General features: G+C 66.2%; 18 protein-coding genes and 1 pseudogene. 7 read left to right on the top strand and 12 right to left on the bottom strand.

Going from position 1 to position 17,324, the window contains the following annotated elements; all coding sequences use genetic code 11:
• Positions 1-70: 70 nt before the first annotated feature.
• Both AC3WRR_RS32780 and AC3WRR_RS32775 read right to left on the bottom strand, forming a co-directional pair.
• Positions 71-322 carry a glutathionylspermidine synthase family protein gene (locus AC3WRR_RS32780; RefSeq protein ID WP_492299210.1) on the bottom strand — a complete coding sequence of 84 codons (252 nt, stop codon included), beginning with the start codon at positions 320-322 and terminating at the stop codon, positions 71-73.
• A gap of 150 nt (positions 323-472) precedes the next feature.
• Positions 473-1,687, bottom strand: coding sequence for an RNA-guided endonuclease InsQ/TnpB family protein (locus tag AC3WRR_RS32775; RefSeq protein ID WP_492299208.1), 1,215 nt, complete (start codon positions 1,685-1,687; stop codon positions 473-475).
• 23 nt (positions 1,688-1,710) lie between these two features.
• On the opposite strand from AC3WRR_RS32775, the pseudogene AC3WRR_RS32770 reads away from it, so the two are divergent.
• Positions 1,711-1,874: pseudogene (locus AC3WRR_RS32770) on the top strand (transposase); the annotation flags it as partial.
• A gap of 235 nt (positions 1,875-2,109) precedes the next feature.
• Here the strand turns inward: AC3WRR_RS32770 and hutG are convergent.
• The 6 genes from hutG to AC3WRR_RS32740 form a co-directional block, all read right to left on the bottom strand.
• Entirely contained in the window at positions 2,110-3,054 is a 945-nt protein-coding gene (gene hutG / locus AC3WRR_RS32765; protein ID WP_492299206.1) for a formimidoylglutamase, read from the bottom strand.
• Positions 3,055-3,056: 2 nt separating this feature from the next.
• On the bottom strand, positions 3,057-3,818 hold the full coding sequence (locus tag AC3WRR_RS32760; protein WP_013955141.1) for an amino acid ABC transporter ATP-binding protein: 762 nt from the start codon (positions 3,816-3,818) through the stop codon (positions 3,057-3,059).
• Positions 3,815-4,483, bottom strand: coding sequence for an amino acid ABC transporter permease (locus AC3WRR_RS32755; RefSeq protein ID WP_492299204.1), 669 nt, complete (start codon positions 4,481-4,483; stop codon positions 3,815-3,817). Before AC3WRR_RS32755 ends, AC3WRR_RS32760 begins: the two co-directional genes overlap by 4 nt.
• Positions 4,484-4,501: 18 nt before the next feature.
• Positions 4,502-5,257 (bottom strand): glutamine ABC transporter substrate-binding protein, encoded by a 756-nt coding sequence (locus AC3WRR_RS32750; protein WP_439671136.1) that lies wholly within the window; start codon positions 5,255-5,257, stop codon positions 4,502-4,504.
• An 80-nt stretch (positions 5,258-5,337) separates the two neighbouring features.
• Positions 5,338-6,132: an IclR family transcriptional regulator gene (locus AC3WRR_RS32745; protein WP_011614315.1), complete on the bottom strand. Its 795-nt coding sequence runs from the start codon at positions 6,130-6,132 to the stop codon at positions 5,338-5,340.
• A 134-nt stretch (positions 6,133-6,266) separates the two neighbouring features.
• Positions 6,267-6,926: a methyltransferase family protein gene (locus AC3WRR_RS32740; protein ID WP_010811416.1), complete on the bottom strand. Its 660-nt coding sequence runs from the start codon at positions 6,924-6,926 to the stop codon at positions 6,267-6,269.
• Positions 6,927-7,071: 145 nt separating this feature from the next.
• Between AC3WRR_RS32740 and AC3WRR_RS32735 the strand changes: the two genes are divergently transcribed.
• Positions 7,072-7,395 (top strand): nucleotide pyrophosphohydrolase, encoded by a 324-nt coding sequence (locus AC3WRR_RS32735; protein WP_010811417.1) that lies wholly within the window; start codon positions 7,072-7,074, stop codon positions 7,393-7,395.
• Between the two features lie 284 nt (positions 7,396-7,679).
• The gene (locus AC3WRR_RS32730) at positions 7,680-8,198 is read left to right on the top strand and encodes a lecithin retinol acyltransferase family protein (RefSeq protein ID WP_454751145.1); all 519 of its coding nucleotides are present in this window, start codon (positions 7,680-7,682) and stop codon (positions 8,196-8,198) included.
• Between the two features lie 2 nt (positions 8,199-8,200).
• Here AC3WRR_RS32730 and AC3WRR_RS32725 read toward each other — a convergent pair whose 3' ends face one another.
• The 3 genes from AC3WRR_RS32725 to AC3WRR_RS32715 form a co-directional block, all read right to left on the bottom strand.
• Positions 8,201-9,064 carry a hypothetical protein gene (locus AC3WRR_RS32725; protein ID WP_492299201.1) on the bottom strand — a complete coding sequence of 288 codons (864 nt, stop codon included), beginning with the start codon at positions 9,062-9,064 and terminating at the stop codon, positions 8,201-8,203.
• 224 nt (positions 9,065-9,288) lie between these two features.
• Entirely contained in the window at positions 9,289-9,792 is a 504-nt protein-coding gene (locus AC3WRR_RS32720) for a DUF2938 domain-containing protein (protein ID WP_492299200.1), read from the bottom strand.
• Positions 9,785-10,675 carry a class I SAM-dependent methyltransferase gene (locus AC3WRR_RS32715; protein ID WP_454751143.1) on the bottom strand — a complete coding sequence of 297 codons (891 nt, stop codon included), beginning with the start codon at positions 10,673-10,675 and terminating at the stop codon, positions 9,785-9,787. The genes AC3WRR_RS32720 and AC3WRR_RS32715 overlap by 8 nt, the downstream gene beginning before the upstream one ends.
• Before the next feature lie 74 nt (positions 10,676-10,749).
• Here AC3WRR_RS32715 and AC3WRR_RS32710 point away from each other — a divergent pair, with 74 nt between their 5' ends.
• A complete protein-coding gene (locus AC3WRR_RS32710; protein WP_492299197.1) occupies positions 10,750-11,184 on the top strand; it encodes a helix-turn-helix domain-containing protein in 435 nt (144 codons plus the stop codon).
• A gap of 111 nt (positions 11,185-11,295) precedes the next feature.
• On the opposite strand, the gene AC3WRR_RS32705 is transcribed toward AC3WRR_RS32710, so the two are convergent.
• Positions 11,296-13,095, bottom strand: a complete 1,800-nt coding sequence (locus tag AC3WRR_RS32705) for a methyl-accepting chemotaxis protein (RefSeq protein WP_492299195.1) — start codon at positions 13,093-13,095, stop codon at positions 11,296-11,298.
• A 532-nt stretch (positions 13,096-13,627) separates the two neighbouring features.
• On the opposite strand from AC3WRR_RS32705, the gene AC3WRR_RS32700 reads away from it, so the two are divergent.
• The 3 genes from AC3WRR_RS32700 (at position 13,628) to dbpA (ending at position 17,320) form a co-directional block, all read left to right on the top strand.
• A complete protein-coding gene (locus tag AC3WRR_RS32700; RefSeq protein ID WP_454751141.1) occupies positions 13,628-14,830 on the top strand; it encodes a DUF4382 domain-containing protein in 1,203 nt (400 codons plus the stop codon).
• Between the two features lie 141 nt (positions 14,831-14,971).
• On the top strand, positions 14,972-15,877 hold the full coding sequence (locus AC3WRR_RS32695) for a DUF72 domain-containing protein (protein ID WP_011614324.1): 906 nt from the start codon (positions 14,972-14,974) through the stop codon (positions 15,875-15,877).
• Between the two features lie 33 nt (positions 15,878-15,910).
• Positions 15,911-17,320 (top strand): ATP-dependent RNA helicase DbpA, encoded by a 1,410-nt coding sequence (dbpA, locus tag AC3WRR_RS32690; protein ID WP_010811426.1) that lies wholly within the window; start codon positions 15,911-15,913, stop codon positions 17,318-17,320.
• The last annotated feature ends 4 nt before the right edge of the window (positions 17,321-17,324 follow it).

Below are 17,324 nucleotides of genomic sequence, written 5' to 3'. Positions count from 1 at the left end.
TTGCCAACTTGAGCAGCAGGCCATGTCGGCCTGACTCAAGCCAAGGGGCCTCCACGAAAACCGGGGCGGTTCAGTTGAACTGGTCGGCCTGGGGCTGCACGGTGTCTTTCCAGTACCACTGTGCGACGGCGGATTCGATCAGCGAGGTCGGGGTGTCGGCGTTGAACTCATACATCCTGGGCACGCCGTGCTCGTCCAGCGTCATGTCGAAGCGGCCGAACAGCGTGGGCTCGTCGCGGTCCCAGGAGGTGCGGATCAGCTGCGCGAAGTCCTTGTCGATTGCCAGGCGCGCGAACAGGTCGTGATCGATCACGTGCTGCACGGCTTCCCGGCAGCGCTAGTTCAGGTCGTACGCGGCGGCGTAGAGCGTTTCCACCTCTTGCTTGCTGAAGGCGTAGGCGGCGTCTTCGCGCCAGTAGAAGAAGGTGTTTTGACATCCTCCCCTTCCTAAAGGAAGGGGATTCCTACGGCGCTATACGCTGAACTGTATAGTCGCTTCGGTGGGTTCTTGGCCCGACGCCCCAACATCAGGCGAAGTCTCTGCACAAGCTAACCGGGCGTGTCCCGCCCTTAAAACATTGATCGCGCCAACCACATCGGCGTTTTCCTCGAAGCCGCACTCGACGCACAGGAACCGTGCTTGCACTTGGCGGTTGTCCTTCGACACATGGGCGCAGCACGGACAAGTGCGGCTCGTGTTCTGCGGCGGCACAACGATGAGCCAGCCGCCGTTCCACGCCAGCTTGTAGTCCAGTTGGCGGCGGAACTCGAACCAGCCTTGATCGAGGATGGACTTGTTCAGGCCAGACTTGGCCCGAACCTGCTTTCCCGGTTGTTCGGTACTGCCCTTCGCGGCCTTGGACATGTTCCGCACCTGCAAGTCCTCGATACACACCATCGCGTGGTTTTGGCTGATCGTGGTAGAGCACTTGTGCAGGTAGTCGCGGCGGGCGTTGCCGATACGGGAATGAATACGCTGGATGCGGGCTTTCGCTTTCTTCCAGTTGTTGCTGAACTTGGTTTTGCGACTCATCGACCGCTGTGCCTTACGCAGAGCAATTTCTTGCCGCTTGAAGCTGTTCAGTGGTGTGTAGAACGTGCCATCCGACAGCGTGGCAAACCGGGCAACGCCCATGTCGATACCGACCTCCCCGCCGTTGGGGACCGGCTTCTCGACTGCGCGCTCAGTCTGCACGCTGACGAACCATTTGCCGCACGACAAGCTGACTGTGACATTCTTCACAGCGCCCAGCACGTCCCGACTATTGCGGTAGCGCAGCCAGCCGAGCTTTGGCAGGAAGATACGGTGGTTGGCCCGATCCAGCTTGATCTGTTTCGGGTCGGGGTAGCGGAAGCTGTCGCTTTGCCCCTTCCTTTTGAACCGAGGGAAGTCGGCGTGCCTGGCGAAGAAGTTGGCATAGGCCCGCTCCAAATCCTTCAGCGTTCGTTGCAGCGGGTGGGTCGGTGCATCGGCAAGCCACTGCGTTTCGGCGCAGTTGCGCCAGGTCGTGAGTTCCTTGCATAGCCCAGCGTAGCCGAGCTTCTTCTCGCCTTGCCCATAGCGCTGCTTCTGCAACGCTAGTGCCTTGTTGTAGACGAACCGGCACGACCCGGCGAAGCGGCGCATGTTGCGCTGCTGCTCGCCGGTCGGCATCAGTTCGTATTTGAAGGCTTGGAGACGCTGCATAGCTCAATCATACTATTGGCCTATTGAGCAACGACAACGATATTCTGCACGGAAGACACTTTGCGTTTTCCTGATGCATGTCCATTTGGTCTTCGTAACAACATACCGGCGAAATGTGTTCACCAAGGAAATCCTCGACGACATGCACGGCATATTCGCCGGTGTCTGCGCCGACTTCGAGGCGGAGCGGCCTACCCGATGCAGCCAAAGTCGACGATGACGATTTGTTCGATCACGCAGACCCTTCCGCCCGTAACCGGCGATGGGCGGCCCGGGGGCGCGGCAGGACGGCCGCGCCGGCGCAGGACTGCCCTCGCCTCGCTTTATCAATTCTGATCGGAATCGCTAAATATAGCGAAGGGCAATACTATAGCCGGGCGCGGCTGGTGCCAACCGCCGGGCGGCTGGGGGTGACTTGCCTGTCAGCCGAACAGGCGCCAGGCCAACCGCGCTGCCACGCGCGCGCCCTGGTGGTCGCGGTCGTAGTGCGGGTTGTATTCCGCCAGGTCGGCCACGCGCAGCTTGCCGCTGTGGCGGGCAAGCATGGCGATTTCCTCCACCACCGTCAACGGCACGCCACAGGCCGCGGGCGCAGACACGGCCGGCATCACGGCCGCCGGCAGCGCGTCGAGGTCGATGGTCAGGTACAGGTGGTCGGTGGCATCGATGCGCGCCGCCAGTTCGGCCAGGCGCGATTCCAGGTGCCGCTCCTGCATGTCCACGTCTTCCACGTAGCAGACGCCCAGCGCATCCGCGCGGCTGAACAGCGCCGGCGTGTTGCTGAGGCGGCTGACGCCCAGGCAGACATAGTCGAACGGCTGCCCGCGCTCGGCGCAGGCGTTGGCGATCTGGTCGAACGGCGTGCCGGAGCTTGCGGGCCGGCTGGTGCGCAGGTCGAAGTGGGCGTCGATATTGATGATGAGCACGCGCCCGCCATCGTCCAGCGCATCCAGGTGCGCGCGCAGGCCTTGCCACGTGCCCCAGGCCACTTCATGGCCGCCGCCCAGCACCAGCGGCAGCCCGCCGCGCGCCAGCACGTCGCGCACGGTGCCCGCCAGCGCCAGCTGGGCTGATTCCAGCTCGCCGTCGTCACAGCTGACATTGCCGGCGTCATATAGCGCGGGCAGTCCGTGCGCCGGCACGTTGGCCAGCGCCTGGCGGATGGCGTCGGGGCCGTGCGCGGCACCGGGACGGCCCTGATTGCGCAGCACGCCCGCGTCGCAATTGAAGCCGAGCAACACCGGTGCGCCGTCGAGCGGTGTCACGTCCGCTGCTTCCAGCGCATGCACGATGCGGAACAGGCGCGTGGTGTCGCCACGCTCGCCGTCGTCGACACGGCCCTGCCAGAGGTTCTGGGTCAGAGCCATCGTCACGCCCGCGTCAGCACGGCCTGCAGGAAGCCGCGCGTGCGTTCCTGCGTCGGCGCCGAGAAGATGACCGACGGCGGCCCGGCCTCGATGATGCCGCCGCCATCCATGACCACCACCACATCGGCCACTTCGCGGGCGAAGCCCATTTCATGGGTGACCACGACCATGGTCATGCCTTCGGCGGCCAGCACCTTCATCACCTGCAGCACTTCGCCCACCAGCTCGGGGTCCAGCGCGGAGGTCGGCTCGTCGAACAGCATCACGCGCGGTTCCATGGCCAGTGCGCGGGCAATGGCCACGCGCTGCTTCTGGCCGCCCGACAGGCTGGCGGGCATGGCGTGGGCCTTGTGCGCAAGGCCGACTTTCTCAAGCAGGCCCATCGCCTTGCGCTCGGCTTCCTCGCGCGAGGCGCCGCGCAGCATGCGGGGACCGACCGTGACGTTGTGCAGCACCGACAGGTGCGGGAACAGGTTGAACGACTGGAACACCATGCCCACTTCGGTGCGCAGCTGGTTCAACTCGTGCTCGCCGATCAGCTGGCCGTCGGTCACCAGGCGCTTGCCGACGATGTCGATGGTGCCGGCCTCGGGTTGTTCCAGGCCGTTGCAGCAGCGCAGGAAGGTGCTCTTGCCCGAGCCACTGGGGCCGATCACGACCACGACCTGCGACGGCTCCACATCGAAGTCGATGCCGCGCAGGACGGTATGGCCGCCGAACGATTTGCCCAGGTTCCGGATCCGGATGATTGCGGAATCGCTCATTGCACCATGCCTCCCATGCGCAGCCGTTGTTCGGCGCGCCGCAGGATCATCCCGGCCGCGCTCGTCAGGATCAGATAAACCAGCGCGATCGCCAGATAGACTTCCAGCGACCGGTACGACACGCTGATGATCTTCTGGCCCTCATGCATCAGGTCGGCAATGGTCAGCAGCGACACCAGCGCCGAGTTCTTGATGAGGGCGATGAACTCGTTGCCCAGCGGCGGAATCATGCGCACGATGGCCTGCGGCAGGATCACCGCGCGCATGGCCTGGCCGGACGACATGCCGATCGAGCGCGCTGCTTCCATCTGGCCCTTGTCCACGGACTGGATCGCGCCGCGCACGATTTCCGAGACATAGGCGCCGGAATAGATGCCCAGCCCGATCACGCCGCACACAAAGGCCGGCAGCAGGATGTTGAACTGCGGCAGTCCGAAGAACAGCAGGAACAGCTGCACCAGCAGCGGCGTGCCGCGGATGAAGGTCACGTAGGCGGTGCAGATGCTGTAGATGACGCGGCGCTTCGGGTCCAGCCGGCCGATGCCGACCAAGAGGCCCATGACGCAGCCCAGCACCAGCGCGCAGGCCGTCACCTCCACGGTGATGACGGCGCCGTGGACAATGTCATGCCAGCCGGCAAAGACAGGAGAAAAATCCAATTCCATGATGATGATCCGCGCGGCTTACTTGGCGGCCGTGCCGAACCATTTCTGGGTCAGCCTGGCGTAGGTGCCATCGGCCTTCACCTTGGCGAGTGCCGCATTGAGGGCGCGGGTCAGCTCGGGCGTGTCCTTGCGCACGGCCATGCCGTATTCCTCGGTGGTCAGCTGCTGCTCCACCATGCGCAGGCCGCCGCGGGTCTTGACGTACTGCATCGCGGCCGGCTTGCCGGTCACGGCGGCATCGGCGCGGCCGATCTCGACCAGGTTGAACATTTCCTGGTTCTTCTCGACTTCCACACGCTGCACCTGCGGGTACGTGTCGCGCAGGAAGCTGACCGACTTGGTGCCCACCTGCACGCTGACCTTCTTGCCGTTCAGGTCGGCCGGGGCGTGGACGGTGGTGTTGCCGCTCTTGACCAGTGCCACCAGGCCGCCGACGTAGTACGGCTCGGTGAAGTCCACCACCTTGCGGCGCTCGGGTGTGATGTAGATGCCGGAAACTGCCATGTCAAAGCGGCGCGAGACCAGCCCGGGGATCAGGCCCTTGAAGTCAATGTCGGTCCACTCAACCCGCTTGCCCATCGTCTTGGCCATGGCCTCAACCAGCTCCACGTCAAAGCCGGTGCGCTTGCCGTTCTCGATAAATTCCATCGGCGGGAAGGTGGCGTCGGTGGCCACGCGCAGCACGGCATTGTCCTGCGCGTGCGCGGCGGTGCCGAGGGTCAGGGCGGTCAGGGTTGCCAGGCCGGCCATCAGGCATTTGCGACGAAGGTTCATGGAAGTCTCCTATTCTCGGGAACGAGGGATCTGCCGTCGCATGGGTTTGCCGACGGCGGCGGTAACGAATTGCTTGGTATTCAGTAAGACTGCAGCCGCGCGGAAATCCGCATCGCCGCTGCCACGGTCATGTCGATCAGCGCGGACTCGCGCCCTTGCCGCCGCGTGGCCGGCACCATCAGCGTGATCGAGCCCAGCGCATCGGCCTTGCTGCGCCGCGAGAACAGCGGCGCGCTCACGCCCCACACGCCCGGATCCACCTCGCCCTCGCTGACGGCGTAGCCGGTCTCGCGAATGGCGGCCAGCTCGGCCAGCAGCCGTTCGGCTTCGCCTGGCTCGCACTGGGCCCGGACCAGGCGCTCGCGCGCTTCGTCGCGCATGAACGCCAGCAGCGACTTGGCCGACGCACCGGCGCGCAGCGGTACGCCGCGGCCCTTCTCGAACGAGCAGCGCAGCGACTGGCGGCTCTCCACCATCTCCAGGCACACCACGTGATCCTTGACGGCGACGACCAGGCCTACGCTTTCATCGGACTGCTGCGCCAGCAGCTGCATGTCGGGCAAGGCTTCGCGCGCCAGGTGCGAGGCCATGTCAAAGCCGAGCGCCAGTTGCAGGCTGATCGGGCCCGGCGCGTATTCGCCGTCGGACTCCAGCACGAAGCCCCAGCGCTTGAGCATCATCAGTTGCCGGTAGAGCGTGCTCTTGGGCAGGCCGGTTTTGGCAACCAGCTCGCGTACCGTGATCGGCGCGCCGTGTTGCGCCAGTGCCGCCAGCACGAACAGCACGCGATCGGCACCGCCCGCGGGCTGGGCGGGTTCGGCAGGCGTGGGTGTCGTGGGCTTCACGGCAGTGGGGTTGTCGACGGCATTCAACATAGGGCCCAAGAATAGGACCTGATTCCCATAAATCAAAACCTGGAGTCCCGGAAAATGGGAATGAATGACTAGGGATAACCCTTGGTGGCTGGCGATTTGATCCGCCAAGTGCGCGGGGCGCCGCTGCCCCGTGCTCAGTAGATGCCCGGCAGCATGCGCCAGGTCCGGTCGCAGTACGACGCGTACTCGTCGCCAAACTGGTCGCGCAGCAGCGCTTCTTCCGCCCGGATGCGCGCCACCAGCACCGGCACCATCAGCAGCGTCAGCACCACGCCCACGCCGGAGCGGAATGCCAGTACCCATCCCAGCGAACTGACCAGGAAGCCGAGGTAGCTCGGATGCCGGATCACGCCATAGATGCCGGTGGTCACCAGCGTGTGCCCCGGCTGGATCGCCACCAGCCCGCTGAAGCGCCGCCCCAGCACAAACACCGGCCACAGCCGCAGCACGCCGCCGCCGGCAAACAGCGCCACGCCGGTCCAGCGCATGGTGTCGCCATCGAGCGTCCAGAAGCCGATGCGGTCGGTAAAGGGCGGCAGGTACGCCGCCAGCAGCCCGAGCACGCCAAACACTGCCAGCACCCACCGGTTGCCGCGGTCCTCGCGCATGCCGCTGCTGATATTGCCGCCGGAGAAGAGCGCGGCGATGGACAGGGCGAACAGGACCAGGGTCAGGGCCACGCGCGCCGGGTGCGCGAAGAAGGGGGCTATGCCACCCCAGCCTGCAATCGCGATGGCCAGGTAGGCGAGCGTGCCGGCGAGAGTGGCAATTGCCAGGCCGGGAGTCGGGCGCATGGGGAACCTCCGTTGAGACGGTGGATGCACAAGCGAAGGGTAAGCCTCAGGCGGCCCGGGTGTCGAGGGCGGCCGGGTCGTGATTAAATCTGCGTCTTGCGCCGGCGCATGCCGGGGCGCAGTGAACCGCTTTCGTCACACCATCATGCCCCTGATCGACATCAAGAACCTCCAGCAAGCCGCCCAAGACTTCGGCAAGGCCCGTAACTGGGGCAAGTACCACAGCCCCAAGAACCTCGCGATGGCGCTGAGCGTGGAGGTGTCCGAGCTGGTCGAGATCTTCCAGTGGCAGACCGACGCGGAATCGCGCGCCATCATGTCCACCGACGAGCGCGAGCATGTGGAGCAGGAGCTTGCCGATATCACTATCTACCTGGCGCAGCTGGTGACGGCGCTGGGCGTGGACCTGGACGCGGCGATCCGCGCCAAGATGGAGATGAACGCCAGGAAGTACCCGCTGCCGGAATGAGCCGCCCGGCGCAGGTTTGTCGCCGCCGTCGCGATGCCTTGCCGGCGGCTTGATGCTTTGATCCAATTGATTGTGGCGGTGCTCGGAATTTGATCATTTGATCAAGCCGGCCGAGCCCTGTTTCTGCGATGCGCGGCCGCTCTGCATCGGGCCGTGTCTCGCATCCTTCTCTTCGCACCCCTTCACGCAACGCCCGCACCACCAGGCGCCGATCTCATCCGTCACTGGCACGCCCTATGCGGTCATAGGGCATGGCCCGGCAGAGGCCTGCAATGGAGACGGTGATGGCATCCCTCGGTGAAACGACGAAGACAACGGCGCAGGCCACCCGCAGCCCGCACGTACTGGCATCGCGCCTCGCCGCCGATGCAGAGCCGCACCTCGGCGCACACCTGGTCACGCCGCGTCATGGCTATGCACACCACGGCATCTACGTCGGGCGTGGCATGGTGGTGCACTACGCTGGCTATTGCCACCGGCAGCAGCGCGGCCCGGTGGAAGAACTGAGCCTGGCCGCCTTTGCTGCCGGCCATGGCATCACGGTGTTGAGCACGCCCATGGCGCGGTACAGTGCCGCTGAATCCGTCGGCCGCGCCCGCTCACGGTTGGGCGAGGACTGCTACCGCCTGCTGACCAACAACTGCGAGCACTTCTGCATGTGGTGCCTGTACGGCGAAAGCCGCAGCGAGCAGGTGCGGCATTGCCTGATGCATCCATTCAGCGGCGTGCGCCTGGCCGCGAGCATGCTGCTTTGCTGGTGCAAGACTGCGGCCGCGCCTGCATGGGACGGCGCGACGGCGTGAGCTCACGACAATGGCCGGCTCGCCGTCAGGACGCACAACAGCAGTACCCCGTTCAAAGCGAGCAGTCCGCTCACCAACAGCACGATGGGCGGCGCATCCCGAGTCCGCTCGCGCAGGCGGGTGACCCCCGGCAGCCACTCGCCGCGCGTACGCCGGGACCAGCAGGCGACGCCCGCGCCGCACATGCCCAGCCACGCCAGCGTGCCCAGCGATGCCCAGCCGCGTGGTTGCGGCGCCGGCGTCGGACGAATTGAAGCTTGCTGGAGCGTCGGGCCGGAGGCTCTTTGGATCACCACAGGGGGCGCATGATTCCCCGCTTCTGCCAATGGCTCTGACGGTGGTGGAGCTGGAAGCTGCTCCGCTGCTGGTTGAGTCGCTGGCGTCGCTGAAGGTGGCGCGACCGCTGGCCGCGAGGCCTCGACCCTGACCGCAGCCTGCTTGGTCCTCGACACCTCCCGCGCCCGCGCCGCCGGCGGCGTTGGTTGCGGCGCGGCAGCCCGCGGTGGTTTCTTGCCTGGCTGCCGCCGCCAGCTGGCAAAGACCCGGTCCAGGCATGCCACCGACGTGCAGGCGTCCCGGCGCTCCCGCCAGGCGGCGATGTCGCTTCCTTGAATCGCGCCGGCGCGTAGCCGGCGCTGCTGGTCCGCGTGGATGCGCTCATGTTCGCGATGGAGCATCGCGTGATCGCAGATCAGGTCGGCGGCGTGTGGCACTGAATGCAGGCAGGACGTGCCGGCGGCGAGCGGATCGTCGCAGCGGGAAGGACGCAGCGTGGTCTTGCAGGCTATATCCGACGCCTGCGCACTGGCAGCCAGCAGAAGGCCGAACGCGATGCACGCAGCCAGCCGGCCCGAAAGCCTTGTCATCCTGTCGCCCGTGATGGTGGGGATCGTCCGGCGCTGAAGCGGGCGCCGATGGACTTCTATTCTGGAGCGGCGCCAGCAATCTACGGTTCGATAGCCCACAGAAGCGGGCGGCAAACTTTGGGCGCGGTCTCCGATGCCTGGCTGAGGCCATAAATCCGGAAAGCCGCGGAGGTTTCTCCTCTGCCTTGGATCTGACAACGGCAGCCGGCCGCTGTGCCCGCTTGTCAGTTCGCTACCAGGCTCACGACCCAACCCGCCACATAGAGCCCCAGCCCGAACACCGCATGCGTCACCAGGCTATGCACCCGTGCCACGTTTGGCCGCGGCGTGCGGCTCGCAGCGATGCCGGCACCCATCGCCGGCTGCATCAGCAGGAACGGTGCCGCCACACTGCCGATGCCGACGATCAACGCGGGCGCCGGCGTCGGATGACGTGCCCAGTCGAGTCCCCATAGCCCCAGCAGGATGGCCGCGAACACGATGCCGGTCAGGTAATGCGCGATCCAGCCGATCCCGCGCTCGCCGCGCACCGGCGGCGATACGGCGATGGGACGGTGGCAAAGGCGCCCTCGCGGCAGCCACGCGAGCCAACGGCCTACGAGTCCATAGTCCAGCGCAGGCACGCCCAGCAGCCGCTTGCGCAGGATGGCCCAGGCGTCCATCACCAGCGTTGCGCCGGTGCCGATCACGATTGCATTGAGCAGGAGGGCCACCGCTGTATCAGGCATGGGCAGTCTCGCCGGCGGTCAGTGATGAAGCCGCAGCGCGGGCGGTGATCATCCAGCAGGCAGCGGTGTAGCGCACAGTTGCGCCATGAACGTAAGGCTCGAATGCCGCGCGGACAGTTTCGATGACGCTGGCGCGTGTGCTTGCATCGGCCTCGCGCAGGGCCAGTCCGACGGGACCCAGGCGGGACAGGTAGTCCACCAGCGCAGGCTCCGGCAGCGTGCAGGCGAAGTCGATCGGCTCGACATCGATCCCGCCCCAGCCGCCCTCTTCCAGGATGGCCTGCACGCGCTGGCGGTCGCCGAAGGCGAACTGCCCCGGCGCCCCCGGCTGCCGCGGCGGCAGGTTGGACAGCAGCGGTGCGGCCGCTCGCTCGGCGGTGGTCATGAACGGATTCTCTGAGGCGCTGCGCCAGGCGATGCAGTGGAGCGTGGCATCCGGTGTTGCGGCCCGGCGCAGGTTGGCAAAGGCCCGCACCGGATCGCTGAAGAACATCACGCCCAGGCGCGACACGATGCTGTCGAAGCTTGCTGGCGCGAAGGCGTAGTCCTGCGCGTCGGCGCGAATAAAGCTGGCGGTCGAGCCGTTGTGTTGCGCGCGTGCCCGTGCAGCGGCGAGCATCGGCTCGGAAATATCGATGCCGGTGCATCTGCCTTGCGCGCCGAGCTTGCGCGCCAGCGCGATCGTAGTGCTGCCGGTGCCGCAGCCGACATCGAGCACATGCTGCGCGGAAGTCTTGCCCACCGTATCGACAAGCCGGCCTTCCAGCGGCCGGAACATGTCGTCGAGCACCGCCTGCTCCGCGACCCAGGCATGGCCGGACGGGCCGTTCCACAGTGCGGCCTGGTCGCCGCCGTTGCTGCTGGTCTGCTGTTGCTCACCCATGGTCGTATCTCCTTGCACGCCGCCCTGGCATGGAAGCTACACTGTGCCAGTTCAAGTCGACTTGAGGTCAAGCGGTGACAAGCCTGGATATTGCGGAAGTGGCCCGGCAGGCTGGCGTGCCGGCCTCGACGCTGCGGTACTACGAGGAAAAGGGGCTGATCGCGTCCATCGGCCGGCGCGGGATGCGGCGCGTGTTCGATGCCGGCGTGCTTGAGCGGCTGGCGCTGGTCGCACTGGGGCGTGCCGCCGGTTTCTCGCTGGATGACATCGCACGGATGTTCTCGCCACAGGGCCAGCCGAAGATCGACCGGCAGGTGCTGGCGGCCAAGGCGGATGAGCTGGACCGGACCATCCGCAAGCTGACTGCGATGCGCGACGGACTGCGGCATGCGGCGGTTTGTCCGGCGCCAAGGCATATGGAGTGCCCGACGTTCCAGCGGATTCTGCGGGCCGCGGCGTCGGGGGCGATTGGTGGAAGGAAGCATGCCCACGGGCTTCCAATGGACTGACGTTCCGCCCTGAACAAGCGTTTCGAATGGCCCCTTTTTTGGTCTCTGCGGAGTCTGGCGGGGCCATTCTCCGCAGAATTTGCGGAGATTAGCTTAAGGATGGAGCCAATCTCACCCCAACCTGAACTGCCCCACCGCCCCCGCCAGGCTCCCGGCCTGCGTCTGCAGCGCCGCGGCAGCCGCCGTGGATTGCTCAACCAGCGCCGCATTCTGCTGCACCATCTGATCCAGCTGGCTCACCGCCATATTCACCTCTTGAATACCGCGGGTCTGTTCCATGGCTGCTTGAGTGATCTCGGAAATAATGCCGGTCACCCTGGAGACGTTGCTGACGATCTCGCTCATGGTGTCGCCGGCGCGGCGGACCTGGCCGGAGCCGGAGCTGACGCTGCCTACGGTGGATTCGATCAGGGTCTTGATCTCCTTGGCGGCCTGGGCGCTGCGCTGGGCCAGCGCGCGCACTTCGCCCGCCACCACGGCGAAGCCGCGGCCCTGGTCGCCGGCGCGGGCGGCTTCGACTGCGGCGTTGAGCGCCAGGATGTTGGTCTGGAAGGCGATGCCTTCGATCACGCCGATGATGTCGGAGACCCTGACCGAGGCGTTCTCGATCTGGCCCATGGTGGTGATCACTTCGCCGATCACGACGCCGCCGTCGGCGGCCACGCGCGAGGCCGCGGTGACGGATTCGTTGGCGTGCTGGGCCGAGCTGGCCGACTGGCTGACGGTGGCGGTGATTTCTTCCATCGAGGCCGCGGTCTGCTGCAGGCTGGCGGCGGCGGATTCGGTGCGGCGCGACAGGTCCGTGTTGCCGGCGGCGATCTCGTCGGAGGCGGCGCGCACCGATTCGCTGGCGTCGCGGATCTGGCGCATGATGGTGCAGAGCTTGTCGGCAAAGGTGTTGAAGGCGCGCGCGATCTGCGCGACTTCGTCGTTGCCGTCGGCGGGCAGGCGCTGGGTCAGGTCGCCGTCGCCGGAGCCGATGGCGTCCATGGCATCGCGCACGGTGGACAGGCCGCGCAACGACATCGTTGCCACGCCCCACACTACGGCGGCGGCCATGCCTGCGATCAGTACCATTGCGATCACCGATGCGATCAGCACTGAGCGCATGCCGGCGGTGGCCTCGGCCTTGTCCAGGGCGACGATGACCATCCAGTCGGTGCCGGGGATGGCGCGCGCGCCGAGCAGTTTGGCGCTGCCGCCGACTTGGACTTCCAGCGGCGTCTTTGCGCCGGCCAGTGCGGCGAGCTTGTCGGCGTTCAGCGCGGGCGCGAGTTCCGTCACCGGCTTGAGCGTGAGCTTGTCGTCGGTGTGGGCGACGATGTCGCCGTTCCTGGCCACCAGCATGCCGAAGCTTGCCGGCGTGGGGTGGATCGCCTTGACGTTGGCGATCACGCTGTCCATCGCCACATCGCCGGACACCACGGCCTTGACGCCGCCGTCGCGCACCACTGGCGCGGCAAATGCCACCACCAGCTTGCCGGTGCCGGCATCGACATAGGGCGGCGTGACCACGGGTTTGCCGGCTGCGGCGGCCTGCTGGTACCAGGGGCGGCCTGTCGGGTCGTAGCCGGGCGGGATGCCTTGCGGGTTGGAGAACTTCGCGGTCTTGTCGGCGTAGCCGACGTAGACGTTGGTGAAGCCGCCGGCGTCGGCAATCTGCCTGAGCGCAGCATCGGGTTCGGGCTGCAGCACGGCGTCCTGCAGCGACTGGATCATCTGGCTGTGCGAGGCCACCCAGTCGGCGATGGCGCTGGCGTGGCCGCTCTGCACTGCCGCGAGGCTACTGTCGATGGCGTCTTCGTTATAGCGGTTGGCGACGAACTGGTTCAGCGCCGTATTGATGGCGAGCGCGGCGATGACGATGGCCACGCACAGGGCCACGATCCGCGCACGGATGGTAGTGAACATCAGGGGAGATCCTTCGTAGGGAATCGTTTGGGGGCGTTTGTGTGTGGGATTTCCACCCCGCTGTATACGGAGCGGGTGCGCCCGACTTGAGGCCGACAGGAGAAACCCTGTCGAATGTGATCAGGTTGACGACACAACACGCCAAGCTGGTGCGCGATAGTGCGCTTGCGCGGTTCGGGAATGCGTGCTGGTGGATCTGCATTCGTAACGCGAACACACGCAGGAGCGGGTGGGAGCGGGTTTCGGCCTGATCAAACGCCAAATCGGATGCGTTGCAATACAAGCGGCGTTGCAATGCAGCGGTGATGTTGATACCGGCGTTCATGGGCATGACGGCAGCCGCAGCAGAACGCTTGCCGCAGCGCATCCGACGGCGGCTTGGGCGGGATCACATATGTCGTCAAGCTTTTCTGATCAGTCATCAGACAAGCTAACGACTTTTTCACAACGTATTACAAAGACTTACAGCCGTTATGCGATCGGCAACATATCCTCCGATCAACTCACAAATAACCCAAACGGAGAGCCTACCGTGTCAGTCCTTTCTTTGTCTTCCGCGCCGGTGCGCGTGCTTGCTCTGAGCGGTGCCCTGGCGCTGGCCGCCTGCGGTGGTGGTGGCGGCGATGATGGCGGTGGGCAGGGCACGCTCAAGGTCTCGATGACCGATGCGCCGGCCTGTGGCTTCAAAAGTGTCTTCGTGACCGTCAACAAGGTGCGCGTGCACAGCAGCGCCAGCGCCGAGACGAGCGCCGGGGGCTGGGTCGATATCGACGTCGTGCCCGCGCGCAAGATCGACCTGCTGTTGCTGACCAACGGCATGATGGCGGTGCTGGGCCAGGCCGCGCTGCCTGCCGGCAACTACCAGCAGGTACGCCTGGTGCTCGATGCCAACCGTGGCGGCGGCGCCGGTGCGCTGGCCAACTCGGTGGTGCCCATCGGCGGCACTGAGCAGACGCTGGATACGCCTAGCGCGGTGCAGTCGGGCATCAAGATCAACCGGCCGTTCACCGTGGCAGCGGGTACGCTGACCGACCTGGTGCTGGACTTTGACGCGTGCAAGTCGGTGGTCACGCGCGGCAATGGCACCTTTGGCCTGAAGCCGGTGGTGACGGCGATCCCGATGACCGTCAGCGGTGAAGTGAACGGCGTGGTCAGCGGGGCACCGGGCGCGCGCGTCTATGCCGAGCGCAACGGCGTGGTGGTGAAGTCGACGGTGGCGGACGCCAACGGCAACTTCAAGCTGTCACCGATCGAGCAGAGCAGCACGGCCGGTCCAGTTGACGTGGTGGTGGTGCCGGGTTCTGCCAATGGCAAGGCGGCGGGCATCGTGCGCGCCGTGCCGGTGGTGGTGGGCACGCCCACGGCGATCTCGACCGCGGCGGCACCGATGTCGCTGCCGGCGTCGACCTATCGCCGGGTTTCGGGTTCGGTCACGCCGGTTTCGGCGGAAGCGACCCTGCGCGCGCTGCAACTGGTCAATGGCGGCAATTTCGAGATTGCGGCGACGGCCGCCGCCAGTGATACCGGCGCCTACAGCATGTTTGCCACCGAACCGGCGCTGCCGGTGGCCGCTCCGGTGATCGGCACCTACCAGGCCGCGCTGCCGATTCCGCTGCAGCCGGATGGCGCTGCCGCGGGCAAGTACAGCGTGCAGGCCACCAGCGCCACGGGTGCGGTGCAGACCCAGCCGGCGGACGTGAGCGCTGCCGACGCCCTGGTGAATTTCTCGTTCTGATTCCGGGGGACCGGGAACGGAGCCGGAAGGGGGCCTGGCCCTCTTCCGGCTTTTTTTGTTGGCCAGGGGCGTGTTTGCGCCGCCACCGCCTGGCGCAGTTTCCCGCTAGACTGCCAGTCTCGCGTTTCGGGAGATCGCGCCATGGCAGCACGCACCGCGGCGAAGGCCGCATCCAGGACTGCAGCAACCTCAGAGGCCACACCCAAGGCCAGGTCACGCAAAGCCGCCACGTCCACCGAGCCGGTGCGGGTTGGCATCGGTGGCTGGAATTTCGCCCCGTGGCGCGACAACTTCTATCCCGCCGGCCTGGCACAGGCGCGTGAGCTGGCCTATGCCAGCCGCCACCTCAGCGCGATCGAAATCAACAGCACGTACCACGGCACGCAGAAGCGCACCTCGTTCGCCAAATGGCGCGACGACACGCCGGATGATTTTGTGTTCGCGGTGAAGGCCTCGCGCTTTGCCACCAACCGGCGCGTGCTGGCCGAGTCCGGCGAATCGATCGAACGCTTCATCGACAGCGGCATTGCCGAGCTCGGCCGCAAGCTGGGGCCGGTGGTGTGGCAGTTCGCGCCCACCAAGCAGTTCGATGCGGAGGACTTCGAGGCCTTCCTGCAGCTGCTGCCGGATTCGGTGGAAGGCGTGAAGCTGCGCCACGTGCTGGAGGTGCGGCACGACAGCTTCCAGTCGCCGGACTACCTCAAGCTCGCGCGCAAGTACAAGGCCGCCACGGTCTTTACCGATTCGCCCAAGTTTCCGTCGATGGCGGATCTCACGGCAGACTTTGTCTATGCACGGCTGATGGCCAGCAGCGCGAAGCTGAAGGCCGGCTATGCGCCCAGGGACCTGGATGCGTGGGCTGCGCGGGTGCGCACGTGGGCGCAGGGCCACCAGCCCGACGACCTGCCGACGGTGGAAGACCGCAAGACCGCCGCGCGCAAGCGCGAAGTCTTTGTCTTCTTTATCAACGGCGCCAAGGAACGCGCGCCGGCCGCGGCGCAGGCGCTGCTGGAGCGGCTGGACTGGACGCCGCCGGCCGATGACTGACGGATCGACATCCCTGGATCGCTATAATCGCGCATGAACTCGACCCCCGCCCAGCCGCAAGCCGGCACCGCTTTTTCCAACCTGCCGCTGTCGCCCACCATGCTCGCCACGCTGGCGCAGCTTGGCTATGACGAAATGACGCCGATCCAGGCGGCCAGCCTGCCGATCACATTGGCAGGCCAGGACCTGGTGGCGCAGGCCAAGACCGGCAGCGGCAAGACCGCCGCCTTCGGGCTGGCGCTGCTGCACCGGCTCGATCCGCGCCGCTTCGATGTGCAGGCGATGGTGCTGTGCCCCACGCGCGAGCTGGCCGACCAGGTCACGCAGGAAATCCGCCGCCTGGCGCGCGCCGAAGAGAACATCAAGGTGCTGACACTGTGCGGCGGCTCGCCGATGCGGCCGCAGGTCGACAGCCTGATCCATGGCGCACATATCGTGGTGGGCACGCCCGGCCGCATCCTGGATCACATCGACCGCGGCAGCCTGGATCTGTCCGGCATCAACACGCTGGTGCTGGACGAGGCCGACCGCATGCTCGACATGGGCTTCTTCGACGACATCGCCTATGTGGCCAGCCGCTGCCCGAAGGACCGGCAGACGCTGCTGTTCTCGGCCACGTATCCGCCCGGCATCGACAAGCTCAGCCACCGTTTCCTGCGCAACCCGCAGTCGGTCAAGCTGGAGGCTACGCACGACAACACCACCATCCGCCAGCGCTTCTATGAGGTCGAGGAAGGCGAGCGCCTGAACACGGTGGGGCGCCTGCTGGACCACTTCCGCCCGGTCAGCACGCTGGCCTTCTGCAATACCAAGGCGCGCTGCCGCGAGCTGGTGGAACTGCTGCGCGCGCAGGGCTACCAGGCGCTGGCGCTGCACGGCGAACTGGAGCAGCGCGAGCGCGACCAGGTGCTGGTGCAGTTTGCCAACCGCAGCTGCTCGGTGCTGGTGGCAACCGACGTGGCCGCGCGCGGGCTGGATATCGCGCAGCTCGAGGCCGTGATCAATGTCGAGATCACGCCCGATCCTGAGGTGCACGTGCACCGCATCGGCCGCACCGGCCGCGCCGACCAGGAAGGCTGGGCCTTCAGCCTGGTCAGCATGGACGAGATGGGCCGCGTGGGCAACCTGGAACAGCACCACGGCGGCGAATTCGAATGGCAGCCGCTGGCCGACCTGAGGCCCGCCAGCAATGAACGCCTGCTGCCGCCGATGGTGACCTTGCAGATGCTGGGTGGCCGCAAGGAGAAGATCCGCCCCGGCGACATCCTGGGCGCACTGACCGGCGAGGCGGGCTTCACCAAGGAGCAGATCGGCAAGATCAATGTGCTGGAGATGTCGACCTATATCGCGGTGGAGCGCAGCATCGGGCGCGAGGCGGTGAAGCGGCTCAATGCCGGCAAGGTCAAGGGCAAGAAGGTGAAGGTGCGGATGCTGACGGAGTGAAAGA

Source organism: Cupriavidus sp. FW305-3-2-15-C-LB2, from assembly GCF_058787575.1.
This window is presented reverse-complemented; position numbering and strand designations above follow the sequence as displayed.